This is a genomic window from Maridesulfovibrio pacificus (SeqCode), assembly GCF_048612815.1.
GTDB classification, from domain to species: domain Bacteria; phylum Desulfobacterota; class Desulfovibrionia; order Desulfovibrionales; family Desulfovibrionaceae; genus Maridesulfovibrio; species Maridesulfovibrio pacificus.
The window spans coordinates 1,509,968-1,529,000 of the sequence record NZ_JBLZNE010000001.1; the positions used below are offsets into that span (position 1 = coordinate 1,509,968).

Here is a 19,033-nt window from a genome sequence, read left to right on the forward strand (position 1 = left end):
ACACTACGGCACATCTCCTGCTTATGTCTGAGCAGATTTGATTAACGCCCAAAATTCTTCGCCAAGCGAAGATCACCAATAAAAAAGATTCAAGGAGTTTTTTCAAATGAGTTCAAACACCTCCCGCCAGGGTGCGATCACTGCAGTGACCAACTACTCTACCCCTGAAGCTTCCTTCAGCTTTGCCGACACCAAACCTACCGAACTCTTCGGCTGCAACGTCTTCAACGACAGCGTAATGAAGGATAGACTTCCCAAGAAAGTCTACAAATCCCTGAAAAAGACTATTGAAGAAGGTGCTGCGATCGATCCTTCCATCGCCGATACCGTTGCAAACGCAATGAAAGAATGGGCCATGGAGAAAGGCGCAACCCATTACACTCACGTTTTTTATCCCCTGACCGGCCTGACCGCAGAAAAGCACGATAGCTTCATCTCCCCCGATGGTAACGGTAACTGCATTGCCGAATTCGAAGGCAAACTCCTCATTCAGGGTGAGCCTGATGCATCAAGTTTCCCCAACGGCGGCCTGCGCGCTACCTTTGAGGCTCGTGGATACACCGCATGGGACGTAACCAGCCCTGCCTATATCCTTGAAAATCCCAACGGAACTTTCCTCTGCATCCCCACCGCATTCATTTCCTGGAAAGGTGAGGCTCTCGACAAAAAGACCCCTCTGCTGAAAGCTACTCAGGTAGTTAACACATCCGCACAGCGCATCCTTAAGATTTTCGGTGACAAGTCCGGTAACCGCGTTGCTTCCAATGCCGGTCCCGAACAGGAATACTTCCTCATTGACCGCAACTTCTACTTCGCACGCCCCGACCTCATGATGTCCGGCAGAACTCTTTTCGGTGCCAAGCCCGCTAAAGGACAGGAACTGGATGACCACTACTTTGGTGCTGTTCCCCGCCGCGTACTTTCTTTCATGATGGACGTTGAGCACGAACTCTACAAACTGGGCGTTCCGGTAAAGACCCGTCACAACGAAGTAGCTCCCGGACAGTTCGAAATCGCTCCTGTCTACGAACAGTCCAACATTGCTACCGACCATAACCAGATGGTCATGACCACACTGAAAAGCGTGGCAAAACGTCACGGCATGGTCTGCCTGCTCCACGAAAAACCTTTTGCAGGAATCAACGGTTCAGGTAAGCACGTCAACTATTCCCTGAGCAGCAACGGGCACGGCTCCCTTTTTGATCCGGGCGACAACCCCAATGAAAACGCACAGTTCCTCATTTTCTGTTCCGCAGTTATCCGCGCAGTACACATGCACAGCAAACTTCTGCGTGCTGTAGTTGCCACCGCTTCAAACGATCACCGCCTTGGTGCAAACGAAGCACCTCCGGCAATCATGTCCATTTTCCTCGGCGATCAGCTTTCTGAAATTCTTAACAAGATCCAGGAAGGCAATTCCCCGAATCCTACTTCCACTGGTTTTCTCAAGGCCGGCGTAGACACCCTGCCTCCGCTGCCCAGAGACGCTGGCGACCGTAACCGTACCAGCCCGTTCGCATTCACTGGTAACCGTTTTGAGTTCCGTGCAGTAGGTTCCAACCTTTCCATTGCCGGACCTCAGGTTGCATTGAACACCATGATGGCAGAATCACTTGATTTCATCGCTGATGAAATGGAAGCTTTCATGGGCGGAGACGAGTCCAAACTCAATGATGCTGTGAATAAAGTCATCAAAGACATCATGGACAAACACGGTCAGGTTGTTTTCAACGGCGACGGCTACTCTGAAGAGTGGCACAAGGAAGCAGTTGAAAAACGCGGCCTGCCCAACCTGCGCACTTCCGCTGACGCAATCCCCGAGATAGCTTCTGCTGAATCCGTAGAAATGTTCACCAAGTACGGTGTGTTCACCAAAGAAGAACTGGAAAGCCGTAAAGAAATCTATCTTGAACAGTACAATCAGGCTATCGTCACAGAAGCTGCACTGGTAACCAAACTCGCCAAGACTCACATCCTCCCCGGCGCAGTTCGCTACCAGAAAGAACTTGCTGAAACCTGCGCTGCAATGAAAGCCATCGGCGTAGAATTCACCACCGGCACCCTTGAAGACGTAACCGCTAAACTTCGCGGCATGCAGACTGCAAACATCGAACTTGAAAAAATCATGGCTGCCAAGCCTGAGGGCGATGTAGAAGAAGAAGCAAAATACCTCTGCTGCACCGCACTTCCCGCAATGCTGGAAGTCCGCAAATACGCAGATCAGCTCGAAGAAGTTGTTGCAGACGACCTCTGGTGCCTGCCCAGCTACTCCGAAATGCTGTTCATCAAATAATTAATTACTGCCATATCCCAATACCAAGAAGGGTCTCTGCTTCGCATGAAGCAGAGACCCTTCCTTTTTGATCATCCCTCTTTACAAAATCTCAATTTAATATATATCCATTATCATTAGTCGGGGGTAAATAATCTGCTTGGAGGAATGATGCTTAAAAAGATACTGTTACTGGTCGCATTGACCTTCCTTTTCGCATTCACAGCGAATGCTATGTCCCCTCTTACCGGAGATCAGGTAGAGAGAGTGGTAAAAACACTGGAACAGCTGGACCCGATCATGGACCAAATGGAAGAGGAAATGGAAAATTCCGGAGAAAGCGATGCAGACCCTTTGGATCCTGAAATGCTTAATAAAGAATTCGCAATGCTTTATGGCTACACCCCGCAAGCAAAAAGAATCATTGAAGCAAACGGATTCACATACAAGACATGGCCCGAAACCGCAGGCCGCGTAGTTAAGGCTTTTGCCTCCATCGCCATGGAAGCGGAAGGGAATGCGGGCATGGCTGAGCTTGAAGCCGCAATAGCCCAGATGGAAGCTGATCCGAATATGAGTCCGGAACAGAAAAAAATGATGAAAGAACATATGCTTTCTTCAATGAAGGCTGCCAAAGCTATGATGAAAGCACCATCTGAGGATGTAAAAGTTGTACGTCCTTATTTTGAAAAGCTTTCAAGTGCTATGGAATAAATTATATATTCTAATGTTGCTTAAAGAGGCCATATGGCCTCTTTTTTTTGCATAAGCCATTATGACACAGAACATAACATACTAAAAAAGCTTCAATTAAACAGGCTATATCTTTAATACGAGTCATTAGTGTGCTAATATGACTCACTTTTGCATACCCAAAACAACCCAAACAAAACCCTGTCCATTGTTACAATAGAAGAACAAACACATGGCACTATACATGCTTCAGGTCACTCAGCACTTCTACCAAAGAACGGGAGACTAAAATGACTGTACGCCTGAATGCCTTCATTGCAATAATTGCCCTTCTCCTTGGAGCAGCACTATTCTTTATCCATAGTCAAATAGCTATCATTATTATTTCAGTTTCAATTGCATCATTGATCACCTTCGCCTTTCTTATAAAGCGCCATATAATTTCACCGATTAAGATGCTCATCGGTGAGGTAGAAAGAATTTCAAGTGCAGACTACACTCCCATCGCCCACCACAATTTCATGGCAGAAATCGGAGTTCTTTCAAATGCAATCGAAGGACTCAACAACATACTGAATGAAAAAGTAGGCATGAGTGAATCCATGCTCGAAAATATCATGACTCCTATGGTAGTGGTCGATCCTACAGGCAACATCAGATGGATCAATGAAAGCATTATAAAATTAATTGAAGAGGATGAAGAACCAAACAAATACATCGGTCAGGACTTCTCAACTTTCTTCTACGGCAAAAAGCAAGAAACGGTATCCGAAAGATGTATGGAAGAAAAAAAACAACTCTTCGTCAAAGGACAAGTTGACGGACGTAAAGGCACCACAAAATATATATCTGTTGCCTCCTCACCAATTTATGATGCCAGAGGAAATCTGCTCGGCGGTTTTACCACCATCATGGACTTCACAAACATCAAGCTTAAAGAAGATTTCATCACTGCCCAGAATGATAAAATTGCCAAGGGAGTGACCGATGCCACAAAAATATCCGAACAACTTGCAGGAACTTCAGATGAAATAAGCTCCGAAATCCATAACTCAAGCAAGGGCATCCATGACCAGCGAGCCAGGACAGAAGAAGTGGCAACTTCTATGGAGCAGATGAATGCATCCATCCTAGAAGTTTCCAGGAACTCGAGCGATGCTGCCCGTATGGCCCGACAGACTCAGGAAACTGCCAACGACGGTTCCGGGCTTGTCGAGAATGTCATCGGGGTTATGGACGAAGTGAACATGAAGGCCGAAAACCTAAAGCAGGAGATGAGCACTCTTAAAACCCACAGCAACGGCATAAACACCATTATGCAGGTGATCTCCGATATTGCCGACCAGACCAACCTTCTTGCCCTTAATGCCGCTATTGAAGCAGCCAGAGCCGGGGAAGCAGGAAGAGGTTTTTCCGTTGTAGCCGACGAAATCCGAAAACTGGCTGAAAACACCATGCACGCAACCAAGGAAGTTGGCGAATACATAAGTGCTATTCAAAACAGTTCACAGAAAAGCACTTCTGCCACAGAAGAGACTCTGCACAGCATTCAGCAGGCCACAGAAATGTGCAGTAAAGCTGACACAGCACTTAAGCAGATACTTGATATATCCAAAAAAACAGCAGGCCAAGTGGAAGGGATAGCAACTGCAGCAGAACAACAGTCAGCCGCCAGTGAAGAAATTACAAGCGCAATTGAGATGGTGAACAATATCGCAACACAGACATCAGACTCAATGGATATGGTTTCCGGTGCGGTTTCGGAGCTGGCATCACTCGCAACAGACCTAGATGAATTCATGAACAAGATGCAAACTCAAGAGGCATAAAAAAAGCCGGGATCTTGCCTGATACAAGGGCCCGGCTTACTCTCCTTAAAAATCTATTTTTTATTTTCTTCAATCTGCTGTACATCTTCGCGCTTAATCGTTGTCTGCTGGCCATCAAGATTCTCATAGGTATAAGTATTGGAATCTTTGTTATATTGCGGTGCGCCCACACTTACCGCAGTAGAGCCATCTGTCTTGGTAATTGTATGATGCTTTGACCCGCATCCGGCAAATATCAGCAAACCAACACACAATAAGCCCGCAATTAAAATATGTTTCATTTTCCACTCCTTCTATGGTTTGGAAAACTTTAACAGATTATTACATCTACAACAACGGGCATAATCAACTACTCCACTTCCTTCATCACGTGCCCTACTTTAAGAGCCTTTTCGGTGAAATCATTTTCCAACCGCTCGATATCACGTTCAATAATCGCCGCAACATCACGTGCTTCATATTTGGATTCCAGTTTCAGCACATTGCCTGCACCGCTGCCACGGGCTGCCCGGTTTATTGATACAGCAGAACCGGACTTACGCTTATGCTGAACCTTAAGCTTACCCTGATACACCGCAGTTTTCCCTGCCTTGGCAAGCATCATGTCATGATCAAGGTCGTCATACTGGGTAGGAGAATAACGCAAATCAAAATCTCCGCTCTGGCTCAAAATATCCTGCCTGAAAAGATGAAAGCATCCGGTAACGGAAACGCAGGGACGGCAATAATCAAACTGCCCGTAATCAAGATCCTGATTATATGGATCAAGATAAGCAAACTCGAAACTACGGACCACATCTTCAAATCCAGCAGGAGTTTCACGTAGATGCAAGTCCGCATGCTGGATTACTTCCTGCTGATCCTCATTAACAACCTTGCATCCCCAGACACCGGCTTCAGGGTATGATTCCACCGCCGCACTGAAATGAGCCTGCCAATCAGCCGGAATAAAGGCATCATCATCAAGGTAGGCCACGTAATCATAGAGCTTAAGCTCATTCATATTCTTCAACCAGTTACGCGCCGCCGGAGCACCAACATTAACCGGTAGGTCTATGCGCCTGAAACGATCACCCAACTGCGCTTTCCAGCGGCTTAGTACTTCGGAAGTATGATCTGAGCTTCCGTTATCAAGCGCGAAAATATGCACATTATCCAGCGGGGACTGCGCCAGCGACTTAAGCGTCTCATCAAAGTCATCCGCTTTGTTAAAGGTATACAGACAAACTGCAACCTGACCGTCGAGCAGTTTAGAACCACCACCGCCGAGCAAACGGTCATAAACCTTAAACCAGGTATTAACCTGCCAAGGACGGGCTGTCATACGATCCCGCCAAAGGATCATTGCTTCATCGCGCCTGCCCATACGGTCCACACTCTCAGCAAGACGCAGCAAGTTTTCACCCAAAATTAATGCGCCGTCAGAGATGTCGGAATAAATTGCCTCGGCCTGCTCATAATCGCCGGAGCAGAAAGCAATATCCCCGGCATATTTATTGAGCACCATGTTCATGGCTGTAGGCCAGTCACGGGCAAGGGCAGCACTGGCGACCTCATGTCTGCCGAGAAAAAATGCCAGATCGAGCAGATGGGACAGCCAAAAAAGATTTTCCGGTTCACGCTCAGTCTGCTTGGAAAGATAATCGAGCAGCTTATCCTTATCATCTTTAGCGATAAGCCGTTGCAGATACCCCAGATTTTCCGGGATGGCACTATTTGAGGCAATCAGCGACATATTTTCCACCAGCGGCGCTGGCAGAAAGTCTAACTGCTTGTTGATAGCCAGCAGATTGGATGCAAGTTGCCCGTCTAAAGGACTGGCTTCCCAAGCAGCCAGAAGCATATCCACACCCAGATCAATGAGCGTACTTTTCTCGCGGCTGCTCTCGGCACTGTTGATGACGCGATTTGCAGTTTCCATAAGATGAGGCTTGCCATGTCCTGAGACAAGAAGCCTGTAACGGGAAGCAGTATCCAGAAATCCCCAGAATTTACCTGACATAATCTTATTCCTACCCGAATGTTTGACGCATTTTTTCCAGCAAAACGGAAAGCCTGTGTTCGTAGGTATGTTCGGCCATAATCCGTTTACGCGCGGCTGCAGTCACCTTGGCCCGTCCCACATCATCGGCCAGCCATTTTTCCAGCAACGGGCCGATTTCCGAAATTTCATTATAGGCAATGATCTCAGTGCCCGGTTCAAAAAGAGCTTCCATTTGCTCCCGGTAATCCGTAAGCACAAATCCTCCGCAAGCCGGAACATCAAAAACCCGCTGATTGACCGCGCCTTTCATCTGCCTGCTGGTACAATTGAATCCGACCTTGGACATGGGATAAAATCCGGGCAGATCATTATAGTAATCCAAAGAGGGCAGATAACGCCAGCTTCCTTTTGCCAGCAGTTCATGCCAGCCGTCATCACCTACAATAAGTGGATTAAAGGGTAACAATTCCCGTACACAGGATAAACGATATAGGCGGGTTGCCTCCCATGTAATCAGCCCCTCAAAAGAGAGCCTGTTTTCATCAGTGGCTAAATTTTCCATCCTCTCCAGAAGTTCCGGATGCGAATTACGCAAAAACTCTTCCACAGAAAGCTCTGCCCGTTCACCGAACTCTATTGCCAAATCCGGCACTCTCTGTTCCAACTCAGCATCCAGTTCACTGGACCGCAGATACTTATCCACCGCATGAACCATGGAATTGCCGAGAAAAGACACCTCAGCCCGCCATTCATCGCGCCCCGAAAGCCCCGGCTTAAAACGCTCCACATCCGTTGCGAGCGGAAGGTAAAAGACATTTTCGAACCCCTTCTCACTCATAATTTCCAGATTTCCGGCATCATAAGTAAAGATGGCGGTCAAATCAGGCGAAACATCGGCATAGCGGTAAAGAATCAGGTGCGGATTATCCACAAACCAAGAGGCCAGCGGTAGTTTGAGTTTCAGCAGCAGATCGGTGAGCTTCCCTTCCCGGTCCACCCCAAAATGGTTCACGGTCAGCGCAAAATCGGGCTTGAAATCAACAAGAGTACGTAACAGATCTTCCACAAATCCTTCACGAACAGTGTCCCCGGTGCCGATATCCACACTGCGAAATTCAACGCCCAAACGTTCCAGCGCGGCGGTAATCTCGCCCATCAGGAAATATTTACGATGAAAGAAAAGTACTTTCGGCTTTTCATTTTGGAATTTCGGATAGGCAACCTCGGACCAGAAATCCACAGGCTCGGAATCCTTTTCATCCGCAAGGGTATTGCCGATAGCGAGATACCATTCACGATCCAACCGCTGGTACAATGGAATCTTCACAAGTTCCAACGGACCGTTACCATTAGTCGAACGCCACTGCCGAACCTGTTCCAGAACCTGCACCGGATCACCGCTCAGCCATGTAACCTTAGGATGATCCCGATACTCAGCTGCTCCGGAAGTTTCAGCTATTAAAAGATCATTATCCAGCACTGCCACCGGGCCGGATTTCAGCAATTCTTCTATACACACCCCAAGTCCGGCACCAAGCAACACGGGCAACTTTCCGGGCGTAACCGCTTCAGCAAGTCCGCGTTCGCGTTCTGCCCCTTTACGGCCCCAGAGATGCCATTTCTTACCGTCGATATGGATGCGCACATCAACAACGCTATCCTGATCCATCACTGGTTCTACATTGTAAGCTCGTTTCGACATATTGAATATGTATGTCATTACAGCATGCTGTGACAATCCTTGAATGTGTTTTTTTTGGATAAGTAATGAACTGTTTACGGACCGCCCTTTCTTTCGTTATAGCTGGCCCAAATTCGATTTTAAAACTAAAAAATATATACGGGAAAACTCATGACAAACAAAGCTCTGCTGACTGAAAGCAAAATGGAATTTCTGGACATGGAAACATGGGAACGAGCTGAACACTTTACCTTTTTTCAATCCCTGTGCACCAGCCGCTACGGTTTCACCGTGCAGCAGGATGTGACCGAACTTCTCAACTACCGCAAAGAACAGAACAGCGGTTCTGCAAAAATTAGATTCTCGTCCATACTCTACTATCTGGCAACCCGTGCAGCAAATGAAATACCTGAATTCCGCACCCGCATAGTGGAAGGCAAGCCGGCAATTTACGATGTGATCCATCCGGCATTTACCTACATCCCAAAAGGCCGCAATCTGCACGCCAACTGCCTCTGCCGTTTCGGCGAAAATTTCAGCGAAACAGCCTCCAATATCGAAGTTGCCCGTCAGGCCGCAGACGAAAAACCGACCCTCACCCCAACAGGGGGAGATAAATCCAATCTGTTCTATTTCAGCGTGGTCAACGGCGTGGCCTTCACATCAGCCAGCAACCCGTGGGGGAATTGCAACACAGACTCAGTGCCCCGAATCCTGTTCGGTCATGTGACCGAAAATGAATCCGGCAGAAAGATAATGCCCGTGGCAGTTGAAGCCCTGCACGGCCTCATGGACGGCAAGCATTTCGGTGAGTTTTTTCAGAAATTTGATGCGATGTGTAAGGGACCGGGGGATTATTTGTAGTGCCTCCGGCGACTGGGGAAGGTAAAACTTTTTAACAAGCTTCGCATATAGCGCGATAAGGCGTTTCGTTATTATCTTTGCGTCGCCAACTCCCTCAAAAAAACAACCTTCTGCGCAGCCCGTTTCCGCTTAACAGAGTACTCAGCGCGATAGGCTGCTCGTTTATCCGGAAAGGATTCATACGCTTCAAATTCAACAGGCAACCGGCAACGGGTGTACTTTGCACCCTTGCCGGAATTGTGTTCTTCCAGCCTGCGCTCCGGGTCAGTGGTTACACCGCAATAGAGGGAATTGTCGCTGCAACGCAGCAGATATACGTACCATGTGCTCATGAATTTGGGATAGCCGTTACTAAGGTTGCGGTCAAAACTTTATTCTTGAATCATATTTGCTGATTAACGTCCGGTAGCACCCATTTGCCCTTGCATTCTGCGCCTTGAACATATAATTTGACGGGCTTACTTAGTTTATGACCGCCTAACGCAATCATTCCTGCGTTTCGCGTATCTATATTACAAATTTCATTATAATTTCTGCCTTTTTGAGAGGGCCGATAGCCCTAAACCGGAGACATGATGCCCAGAATTACTATTTCATCCCTTGAAAAATCCTATAACGGGGAAGACCTTTTCAGCGACCTTTCATTTGAAGTGAGTGCCGGAATGCGCCTTGCCGTAGCCGGACCGAACGGTTGCGGTAAATCCACCCTGCTCAAGCTTATTGCCGGAAAGATCGAACCGGACGCTGGTGTGCTATCCATCTCTAAAGGTGCCCGCCTCGGCTATGTAGCTCAGGAATTGACCGGGGAAATCCTTGAACAGACCCTGCTCAGCTGGGTTCTTTCTGCCCTGCCCTCATGGAATAAGCTCTGGGAGCAGTGGGAAGAAGCCGGACAGAAAAATGATCAGGCTCACATGGAAAGGCTATCTGAAAAGCAGGCCGAACTTGAGCATCAATTCGGATACAATCCCGAGCACAAGGCCAGAACCATCCTGACCGGACTGGGGTTCTCCGAACACGACCTGCTCAGCAAAATCAAGGAACTTTCCGGTGGATGGCGTGAACGCGCCAAGCTGGGACGTGTTCTGCTGCAAGGTGCAGACCTGCTTCTCTTGGACGAACCTACCAACCACCTTGACCTTGAAGCTGTTGAATGGCTCGAAAGCTACCTGCTCTCTTTCCGTGGCGCGGTAATCTACGTGGCTCACGACCGTATTTTTCTAGATAAAGTCGGCACCCACGTGCTTTTTCTCGGTTCCGGCCGTCCTCAGGTCAGACGCGGTAACTTCACTGAATTTCTTAAATGGCAAGCTGAAAACGCTGACCAGCGCAGCCGTGAAGCGGCCAAGCTTTCCGCGCGCATTGAGGCTGAGAACTCCTACATCAACCGCTTCCGGGTCAAAGCACGCAAAGCGGCGCAGGCCCAGTCCAAGATCAAAAAAGTGGAAAAGATGTCCAAGGAGCTGAACAAGATTCAGGAAGAAGCCGAACTCAACCGTTCCGGCAGAACCCTGAGCTTCCGCCTCCCGCCCACTTCACGTGGAGACAAAGCAGCCATCAACGTGGTTGATCTTGAATTTTCCTATGACGGAAAGCCGCCATCCATGTGGCCTCTGCTCAATTTCCAGCTTTTCCGGGGCAAGAAAGTCGCTCTTGCCGCGCCTAATGGTGCGGGTAAATCCACCCTGCTCAAGGTGATCATGGGCACACTCAAGCCTAACGCCGGTTTTGCCAAGGTCGGACAGAACACATCTCTCGCCTACTTCAGCCAGCACCAGAGCGACATCCTGCGTGATGAAGCTACCGCATTGTCCGAAATCCGCCGTCTCTGCGACCCGGACACCACCGAGGAACAGCTTAAAAGCGTACTCGGACTGTTCCTGCTTGGAGAAGGATACTTTGAGCGCAAAGTTTCCGCCCTTTCCGGTGGAGAAAAGAACAGACTGATCCTCGCATCCCTTTTTCTTTCGCGAGCCAACCTGCTCATTCTTGACGAACCTACAAACCATCTGGACCTTGAAAGCCGTGAAGGTTTGATCCGGGCCTTGAAAGACTATGACGGCACTCTTTTCTTTGTAGCGCATGACCGCTACCTGCTTGGTGAAGTTGCTGATGAAATATGGGCTTTGACTGATTCGGGAACCGAAACCTTTTTCTCTTTCGAAGAGTACGATAACTACCGCAAGGAGAAGCTTGCAGCACCGACCGCCAAAACCGAATCCGAGGATTCCAGCGACAGCTACAAGCCTGCCAATCGCAAACTGAGCAAGGAAGACAAGCGCAAACAGGCTGAAATCCGTAATGCCCTGTACAAGGAACTCAAGCCTAAGACCGCAGAGTACGAGAAGCTTGAAAAGGACCTTGAAAAGACTCTTGAAGATCAGGCGGCCATGGAAGAGCGGCTTAACGATCCGGAACTGTACAGTGACGGAGCAGCCGCTGTGGAACTGAATTCACGCTACACAGAAACCAGCGCTTGGGCTGATGAACTAATGGAAAAAATGGCTGTACTCGAAGAAGAAATCACCGAACTGGAAGAACGTAAGAAGCAACTTTTGGAAGAAGGTTAATGAATAACAAACCAATTGAAGTTGTTGCAGGCGTTATCTGGAAAGATGGTCTTTTTCTTTCTGCAGAACGCCCAGCAGGTAAAGATTATGCTGGCTGGTGGGAATTCCCCGGCGGCAAGGTCGAGTTTAATGAATCCTTGGGTGATGCACTGGTGCGTGAACTTCAGGAAGAACTGGGTATAACACCTACAAACTTTGACTTCTGGATGGAAAAGACTGTAGAGTACCCCGAATATACAGTACACTTAAATTTTTTCGACATCTGGGAATTTTCCGGTCAAGTGTCATCACTTGAAAATCAGCGTTTTGACTGGTTTGATATAACCGACATACGCAATGTAAAATTCCTGCCCGTCAATTACGAAATCCTAGAAATGCTGAAAGAACGGGAACTTAACAAATAAGCTCTCTCCCCTCACAATCTGCCTGATGGAACGGCGAAGCCTGCTGAAAGTTTTTGGGATTATTAAACCCTTTTGCGAAAGGGTTTAAGCCGCCGGCGGCGAAATCAAATCGTCAAAAGCGCAAAGCGCATCAAATTGGAGTTAAGCATGAAAATTATCGACTTGATCAATAAAAACGGACAGTTCATCTCGCTGGAATTCTTTCCTCCCAAGGATCGTGAATCTTGGCCTAATTTTTTTGAGGTTGTAGATAAACTCAAAGCACTGAATCCTCTTTTTGCTTCCGTAACTTACGGTGCAGGTGGCGGAACACAAGACAATTCACTTGAAATTGTCAAAAGAATGAAGCAGGATGCAGGCATTGAGCCTCTCGCACACCTGACCTGCGTCGGTGCCAGCCCTGAAAACATCAGTGAATTTGTTTCCGCACTCCAAGAGGCCGACGTTGAAAACATCCTTGCCCTGCGCGGCGATGCCCCTGCCGATGATAAGGATTTCGATTTCAACACCCAGACCTTCAAGCATGGCTCCGATCTGGTTACTTACGTTAAAGATAAGCATCCCGGCGTTGGCATTGCTGTAGCCGGGTACCCGGAAGCACACCTTGAATCACCTTCTATCAAGGAAGATTTCAAGTGGATGAAATACAAAATCGATGAGGGCGGCGAATTCATCATCACCCAGCTCTTTTTCGATAACCGGGTCTACTTTGATTTCTGCGACAGACTCAAGGGAATGGGCATTGATGTTCCAGTGCTCCCCGGAGTACTTCCCATCATGAGCCTCAAGTCTGCGAAGTTCATCCTTTCCCTGTGCGGTGCTGCAATTCCCGGAAAATTCCTCAGTGCACTGGAAAAGGCCCATACTGAAGGCGGAGATGAAGCGGTATACAAACTGGGTATTGAATTCGCTACCAGACAGGCACAGGAACTGCTGGACGGAGGCGCACCCGGAGTTCATCTTTACACTTTGAACAAAGCTAAAGCCTGCCTTGAAATCGGTCAGGCATTAAAATTTTAATACGGCTATCGAACAGCATTTTACATGCTTAAAATGATTAACAAATAAACCGGACTGCCGATGGTCCGGGTCAAGAATACGGAGGTTTAGCTATGAGTACCAAAAATCCTAGAGTTGCTGTTGTAGGGGCCACAGGCGCGGTTGGACGCGAAATGCTCAAAGTCCTTGAGCAGCGCGACTTTCCCGCATCCGAAGTTGTTCCCTTTTCTTCCGCCCGTTCCGCCGGAACCAAAGTTCCCTATAAAGGTGAAGAACTCACCGTTATCGAACTGAAAGAAGACTCCTTTGAAGGTTTTGATCTCGCTCTCTTTTCCGCAGGCGGCGGTACCTCCGAAAAATTCGCACCCCTTGCTGCCAAAGCGGGCTGCGTAGTCGTCGATAACTCCAGCCAGTGGCGTATGGACCCCAAAATTCCTCTCGTTGTTCCCGAAGTGAACCCCGAAGACCTCGACTGGCACCCCGGCATCATCGCCAACCCCAACTGTTCCACCATTCAGATGGTAGTTGCGCTGAAGCCCATTCACGACGCTGCAAAAATCAAGCGTATCATTGTTTCCACCTATCAGGCTGTATCCGGTACCGGACAGAAAGCCATCACCGAACTGGAAACTCAGGTAAGCAGACTTTTCAACGGCAAGGAAATTGTTCCCAGCGCCTACCCGCACCAGATCGCCTTCAACTGCCTGCCGCACATCGATGTTTTCATGGATAACGGCTACACCAAAGAAGAAATGAAAATGGTCAACGAGACCAAGAAGATCATGGGCGATGACTCCATCAAGCTCACCGCGACTACCGTGCGTGTACCTGTTTTCTACAGCCACTCCGAGTCAGTCAACATCGAAACCGAGGAAAAAGTTACTGTTGAGGAATGCCGCAACATGCTTTCCAGCTTCCCCGGCATCACCGTTGTGGACTACCCTGAGAAGAACCTCTATCCCATGGCTATCGACGCCACTGGTGAAGATGATGTATTCGTCGGACGTATCCGCGAAGACGAAACCATCGAAAACGGCCTGAACATGTGGATTGTTTCCGATAACATCCGCAAAGGTGCTGCACTGAACACCGTACAGATCGCCGAGACTCTCATCGAGCGCGATCTGGTTCGTGTAAAATAGCATAATAGCTACCTATAATTTTAAAAAGCGGTGAAGTTTATTAAAACTTCACCGCTTTTTTATTCTGTATTCCCACTTGCGGAAGATTGTCCTTTGGCGATAGTATAACAAGGCTTTGTTAATGAATATTTCTGCAAGGCTTATGGCGGTTATGATCCCTGACGGGGTTTAAATAAATTTACGGAGTCCGGAATTGATTAAAAAAGTAGACAGCAACGAATATATTGATGCCATGCTTTCCGCCATGCGTGCGGGAACCGAAAAGATCTGCGCATTTTACGAACACCGCATCGGATTGGTCTGCACTGACCCGAAACTCATGCTCATGCCTTGGGATGACCACTTGGTCCATCGCGGAGATGGTGTATTTGAAAGCATGAAGTTCGTAGACGGCAAACTATACCAGCTTGAACCGCACCTGCGCCGCATGAAACGTTCTGCACGCACAATCAGCCTGGAACCGCCCTGCTCATGGGATGAACTTAGAGAAATCATTCTAGAGGTAGCGGGAGCATCCGGTGTTGATTCCGGTATGGTCCGGGTAATGCTTGGACGCGGCCCCGGCGGATTCGGCATCACTCCTTATGAATGTCCGGTTCCGTCTCTGTACATTGTAGTCTACAAACTCGAGCCCAAGCCTGAATCATGGTACGAAAAAGGAGTAACCGCTTTCAGAAGCAAGGTTCCGGCTAAGCAACCTTATCTGGCAACAATCAAATCCATCGATTACCTGCCCAACGTAATGATGAAGATTAACGCCAAAGAGGAAGGATTTGACGTTCCCTTCTGCTTCGATGCCCTCAGCTTCCTCGCTGAAGGTGCAACCGAAAATGTCTGCATTGTCGCTCAGGACGGCAAGCTGTATACCCCTAAATTTACCAATTCTCTGGCAGGCACAACCATTGCCCGCGCCCTTCAGCTCATTGAAGACGAAATTGAAGTTGATTTCAGGGCCATCTCAGAAGAAGACATCCTGCTGGCCCGTGAGGTCATCATCTGCGGCACATCAATCGATGCCGTAGGGGTTGTTCGCTACAATAAAAAACCCATCCACGATGTCCGCCCCGGTCCCATCTGCAAACGCATGCGCGAATTGCTGCAAAAAGACCTACAGGAAACAGGGACACCGATTATTAAGAGCTAAGAAAAACAGGCCGTGAATCTCGATGGATTCACGGCCTGTTATTTTTTAAATATAAACATTACTACTTACGCGCAGTCAGCAGCATAAGTGAAAGATAGTTCGTTTTTTCAGGAACCTCATTGATATCCAGATAAATGGCCTCGCCATCCAGCCCCAGACGGGTGTAAAATTTTACGTCCATCTTATCCATTTCCTTAACGGTATCGCGCAGTTCAGGGAAGTTGCGATAGGCTTTGAGAATCACGGCATTATCCACATTATCCAAAGACTTGGCGAACTTTTCAGGATCGGCAACCCCGGATGTAAGAAGTAGGTTTTGACCAGACTCAACCAGCACCTGCTGCGATCTTGCTGCAGCGGCCTGATACGAAGTAATGCCCGGCACAACCTCAAATTCCACATCAGGACACAGCTGCTTCATGGTCTGCATCATGTAGCCGAAAGTGGAATAAATCAGGGGATCACCAAGGGTCAAAAAGGCCGCTGTTTTACCACCTTTGAGCATATCGCAGGCGATACGGCAGTTTTCTTCCCATGCCTCGCTCAGAACATCCTTATCGCGAGTCATTGGGTAACCAAGCTTAACCACCTCACAATCATCGCGCACAAATTCAGAGGCAATTTCAAGGGAATGGGAATACTCGTTTTTAGTGGAAGAAGCAGCGAAAACCACATCAACTTTCTCAAGTACCCGCACCGCCCTAACGGTCAGCAGATCAGAATCACCGGGACCGACCCCGATACCATATATTTTTCCAGAATTACTCATTTACTTCTCTTTGTTATTAAAGAGGAAGTCCGCAAGAATCTCCACGGCTTCCACATTTCTGGGACCGGGCCGGGAAAAGACCGACTCGTCCACCTTTAAAATTCGTTCATTACGCACCGCATCAATTAACTTAAAATGACTGCGTTCATCTGGCCTGACCGGAGAAGGATTCATCCGTCCGCTCTGATAAACATAAGTTCGCGGGTTAAGCCTCATCAGCTCTTCCTCGCCCATACGCACAATCTTTTTATGATTGCTGATGCAGTTAATTCCTCCGGCATGGCGGATTATGTCATTAACTATCGATCCCTGCCCTGCTGCCAGCAGATTGGGATAACGTATTTCAAAAAAAACTGACGGCAGCGCGGATGAAGTAACGTTCTTTTGCAACACCGCATCCAGCCTCGCATTCATGGACTCAACTAAACCAGAAGCTGACTCGGGTTCCCCGGTAAGCATACCGAGTCTACGTACCATAGAAAACATTTCCTCAAACGAGGCAACCTTGAACATAGCGCAAGGAATGCCCCTTGTTTTAAGCGGTTCGAGAGCTGTTGCCGCCTGAGACCTTCCGGCCATCTGCAAAACAAGATCAGGCTTCAGGGCTACGATCAGTTCCGGGTTAGGCCGCATGTGCGTACCTATGGACGGCAGCGACGCAATCTGCTCCGGGTAATGGTCTGCAGCTGTCCGGGCCACCAGCCTATCCCCAAGGTCCATAGCGTACAAAATCTCATTGAATGAGCCGTAAAGGGCCACAATACGCTTTGCCGGAGCCTGCAAGGTCACCTCATTACCGAAATCATCAGTAATGGAAAGCGCTGCCTGCCCCGCGGACGCAGTTCCTGCTAAACTAATCAGTAGCAGGAGAAAAAAGAACCTGCGGAACGCCGAGACGCGGATGCTCAACAACCGCCACAGATGTTTCATAAACATTTGAAATATTATCCTCTGTCATAACTTCCGCAGGCGAACCGTCCAATACCAAATTTCCCTTACGCAGAAAGACAAGACGGTCAAAATACAGAGCTGCGAGATTAAGATCATGGATCACGCAGGCGATTGTTGCGCCATCGCGGTTCATACTTTTCAGCAGATCAAAAAGCTCGATTTTCCCAGCGACGTCCACACCTGATGAAGCTTCATCCAGCACCATAATCCGGGCCTGCTGCGCTACAGTGCGAGCCATGAGCACCCGCTGAAATTCACCTCCGGAAAGCTCGGCAACCGAACGCTCAACCAAATGACTTATACCGACTCGCTTTATGGCCTCGACGCAAATACTTTCGTCTTCGGCATCATAACCGAAAAAGCCGGAACCGTGAGCATAACGCCCCATCATGACCATGGACTTCACGGTCAGCCCGAAAGCGGGGTCCACCCTTTGCGGGAGTACAGCCATGATACCGGCCAGTTCTCGTGGGCGGTATTCGTTGACCTCCCGTCTCTCAATCTCAATCCGGCCCTCCAGTGGAGAAAGCACCCCGGAAATAGATGAAACAAGAGTCGTCTTGCCGCTACCGTTGGGTCCAAGGATGGCGGTCATGGAACCAGTGGGCAAATCGAGGTTTATCCCGTGCAGGACTTCACGCCCTGCATATCCGGCTTTCAGATCCGTGATCCTGATCATGCGCTGCCTCCTTTAAAACCGGAACGCAGTACAATGCAGAAAAACGGCCCGCCGAGCAACGCAGTTACAACGCCCACCGGAAGTTCTTCACCACCGGAAAGCAGCGAACGGGCAATGACATCAGACCAGACCAAAAGTAATCCGCCCAAAAGGGAAGAAGAAATCAGCAACGGCCTGTGCTCCGCGCCCTGAAACATACGCACCAGATGGGGCACAATCAGTCCCACAAACCCGATGATCCCTGAAACAGCCACCGCCGCCCCGGTCAATAGACCTGAACCGATCAGCAGAGCCATACGCACCTTGGAAACATCCATGCCAAGATGGCGGGCCTGAGTCTCACCTAGTGAGAGGATATCCAGCTCGCGGGAATAATAAACCAGCGGAATCATGCCAGCGATAAAGTACGGCAGAAACAGCTGCAAGTGATCCCAGCCACGCCCCTGAAAGCTGCCCATGATCCAAAAAACAATAGAGGTAACGGACTCTTCATCAAGGGACTTAAGCAGGGAAATTAGCGCAGAAAGAAAAGTCGCCACCACAATCCCGGCAAGGACCATGGTTTCCCGGCGAAGCCTTCCACCGATGCGCCCGAGCATGAGCACCGCACCGAGTGCAGCCATCGCTCCGGCAAGAGCTGCCAGCGGCAGGAAAAGATTCCCGAATCTGGTCCAAAGCTCCGCACCCAGCATGGTCGAGCCGGAAAAAATCGCCAGACTGGCCCCGAAAGCCGCCCCACTGCTCACCCCAAGAGTAAACGGGTCAGCCAACGGGTTACGCAGGATTCCCTGATAGACAGTCCCGGCTACAGCCAAAGACATGCCCACCAGAAACGACAGACAAACCCGGCTCAAGCGTAAATCAATAATAATAAAAGAAAGGGCCTGATCTACCTTTTGTGCGCCGATTCCAAGAACGGATTTGAATACCGCAAGCACCTGCGTCGGCTCAGTCCCGTAGGCCCCGAAAAGACAGGCGGCAAAGATGGAAATCGGCACAAGAAATGACAGCACACAAACTGCCAGTGCTCTTCTATTGCCTGAAAAAACCAT

17 protein-coding genes are annotated in these 19,033 nt (G+C 48.8%); 9 read left to right on the forward strand and 8 right to left on the reverse strand.

The features are described 5' to 3' along the window. The first annotated feature begins 106 nt into the window (after positions 1–106). The 3 genes from ACNI23_RS07060 (at position 107) to ACNI23_RS07070 (ending at position 4,794) form a co-directional block, all read left to right on the forward strand. Complete coding sequence (locus tag ACNI23_RS07060) at positions 107–2,293, forward strand: glutamine synthetase III family protein (RefSeq protein WP_420247488.1); 2,187 nt, start codon at positions 107–109, stop codon at positions 2,291–2,293. Positions 2,294–2,443: 150 nt separating this feature from the next. Next, positions 2,444–2,986 carry a hypothetical protein gene (locus tag ACNI23_RS07065; protein ID WP_420247489.1) on the forward strand — a complete coding sequence of 181 codons (543 nt, stop codon included), beginning with the start codon at positions 2,444–2,446 and terminating at the stop codon, positions 2,984–2,986. Positions 2,987–3,255: 269 nt separating this feature from the next. After that, entirely contained in the window at positions 3,256–4,794 is a 1,539-nt protein-coding gene (locus ACNI23_RS07070; protein ID WP_420247490.1) for a methyl-accepting chemotaxis protein, read from the forward strand. 53 nt (positions 4,795–4,847) lie between these two features. Here ACNI23_RS07070 and ACNI23_RS07075 read toward each other — a convergent pair whose 3' ends face one another. From ACNI23_RS07075 to ACNI23_RS07085, 3 genes are all read right to left on the reverse strand, one after another. Next, the gene (locus tag ACNI23_RS07075) at positions 4,848–5,075 is read right to left on the reverse strand and encodes a YgdI/YgdR family lipoprotein (RefSeq protein WP_420247491.1); all 228 of its coding nucleotides are present in this window, start codon (positions 5,073–5,075) and stop codon (positions 4,848–4,850) included. 68 nt (positions 5,076–5,143) lie between these two features. Beyond that, complete coding sequence (locus tag ACNI23_RS07080; RefSeq protein ID WP_420247492.1) at positions 5,144–6,796, reverse strand: glycosyltransferase; 1,653 nt, start codon at positions 6,794–6,796, stop codon at positions 5,144–5,146. A 10-nt stretch (positions 6,797–6,806) separates the two neighbouring features. After that, positions 6,807–8,498, reverse strand: coding sequence for a CgeB family protein (locus ACNI23_RS07085; protein WP_420247493.1), 1,692 nt, complete (start codon positions 8,496–8,498; stop codon positions 6,807–6,809). Between the two features lie 132 nt (positions 8,499–8,630). On the opposite strand from ACNI23_RS07085, the gene ACNI23_RS07090 reads away from it, so the two are divergent. Continuing rightward, entirely contained in the window at positions 8,631–9,323 is a 693-nt protein-coding gene (locus tag ACNI23_RS07090; RefSeq protein WP_420247494.1) for a CatA-like O-acetyltransferase, read from the forward strand. A 71-nt stretch (positions 9,324–9,394) separates the two neighbouring features. Here ACNI23_RS07090 and ACNI23_RS07095 read toward each other — a convergent pair whose 3' ends face one another. Beyond that, a complete protein-coding gene (locus ACNI23_RS07095) occupies positions 9,395–9,655 on the reverse strand; it encodes a GIY-YIG nuclease family protein (RefSeq protein WP_420247495.1) in 261 nt (86 codons plus the stop codon). Between the two features lie 243 nt (positions 9,656–9,898). Between ACNI23_RS07095 and ACNI23_RS07100 the strand changes: the two genes are divergently transcribed. The 5 genes from ACNI23_RS07100 to ACNI23_RS07120 all read left to right on the forward strand — a co-directional run bounded on the left by ACNI23_RS07100 (position 9,899) and on the right by ACNI23_RS07120 (position 15,582). Further along, positions 9,899–11,893 (forward strand): ABC-F family ATP-binding cassette domain-containing protein, encoded by a 1,995-nt coding sequence (locus ACNI23_RS07100; protein ID WP_420247496.1) that lies wholly within the window; start codon positions 9,899–9,901, stop codon positions 11,891–11,893. Continuing rightward, positions 11,893–12,297: a (deoxy)nucleoside triphosphate pyrophosphohydrolase gene (locus tag ACNI23_RS07105; protein WP_420247497.1), complete on the forward strand. Its 405-nt coding sequence runs from the start codon at positions 11,893–11,895 to the stop codon at positions 12,295–12,297. The genes ACNI23_RS07100 and ACNI23_RS07105 overlap by 1 nt, the downstream gene beginning before the upstream one ends. 147 nt (positions 12,298–12,444) lie before the next feature. Then, complete coding sequence (metF, locus tag ACNI23_RS07110) at positions 12,445–13,317, forward strand: methylenetetrahydrofolate reductase [NAD(P)H] (protein ID WP_420247498.1); 873 nt, start codon at positions 12,445–12,447, stop codon at positions 13,315–13,317. A 92-nt stretch (positions 13,318–13,409) separates the two neighbouring features. Further along, a complete protein-coding gene (locus ACNI23_RS07115) occupies positions 13,410–14,438 on the forward strand; it encodes an aspartate-semialdehyde dehydrogenase (RefSeq protein WP_420247499.1) in 1,029 nt (342 codons plus the stop codon). Positions 14,439–14,631: 193 nt separating this feature from the next. After that, positions 14,632–15,582: an aminotransferase class IV gene (locus ACNI23_RS07120; protein ID WP_420247501.1), complete on the forward strand. Its 951-nt coding sequence runs from the start codon at positions 14,632–14,634 to the stop codon at positions 15,580–15,582. A gap of 61 nt (positions 15,583–15,643) precedes the next feature. Here the strand turns inward: ACNI23_RS07120 and cobI are convergent, their stop codons facing one another. The 4 genes from cobI to ACNI23_RS07140 are packed head-to-tail and all read right to left on the reverse strand — an operon-like array spanning position 15,644 to position 19,033. Continuing rightward, on the reverse strand, positions 15,644–16,351 hold the full coding sequence (gene cobI / locus ACNI23_RS07125) for a precorrin-2 C(20)-methyltransferase (RefSeq protein ID WP_420247503.1): 708 nt from the start codon (positions 16,349–16,351) through the stop codon (positions 15,644–15,646). After that, on the reverse strand, positions 16,352–17,287 hold the full coding sequence (locus ACNI23_RS07130) for an ABC transporter substrate-binding protein (RefSeq protein ID WP_420247505.1): 936 nt from the start codon (positions 17,285–17,287) through the stop codon (positions 16,352–16,354). Beyond that, entirely contained in the window at positions 17,205–17,981 is a 777-nt protein-coding gene (locus ACNI23_RS07135; protein ID WP_420247507.1) for an ABC transporter ATP-binding protein, read from the reverse strand. Before ACNI23_RS07135 ends, ACNI23_RS07130 begins: the two co-directional genes overlap by 83 nt. Next, the gene (locus ACNI23_RS07140; RefSeq protein ID WP_420247509.1) at positions 17,978–19,033 is read right to left on the reverse strand and encodes a FecCD family ABC transporter permease; all 1,056 of its coding nucleotides are present in this window, start codon (positions 19,031–19,033) and stop codon (positions 17,978–17,980) included. The genes ACNI23_RS07135 and ACNI23_RS07140 overlap by 4 nt, the downstream gene beginning before the upstream one ends.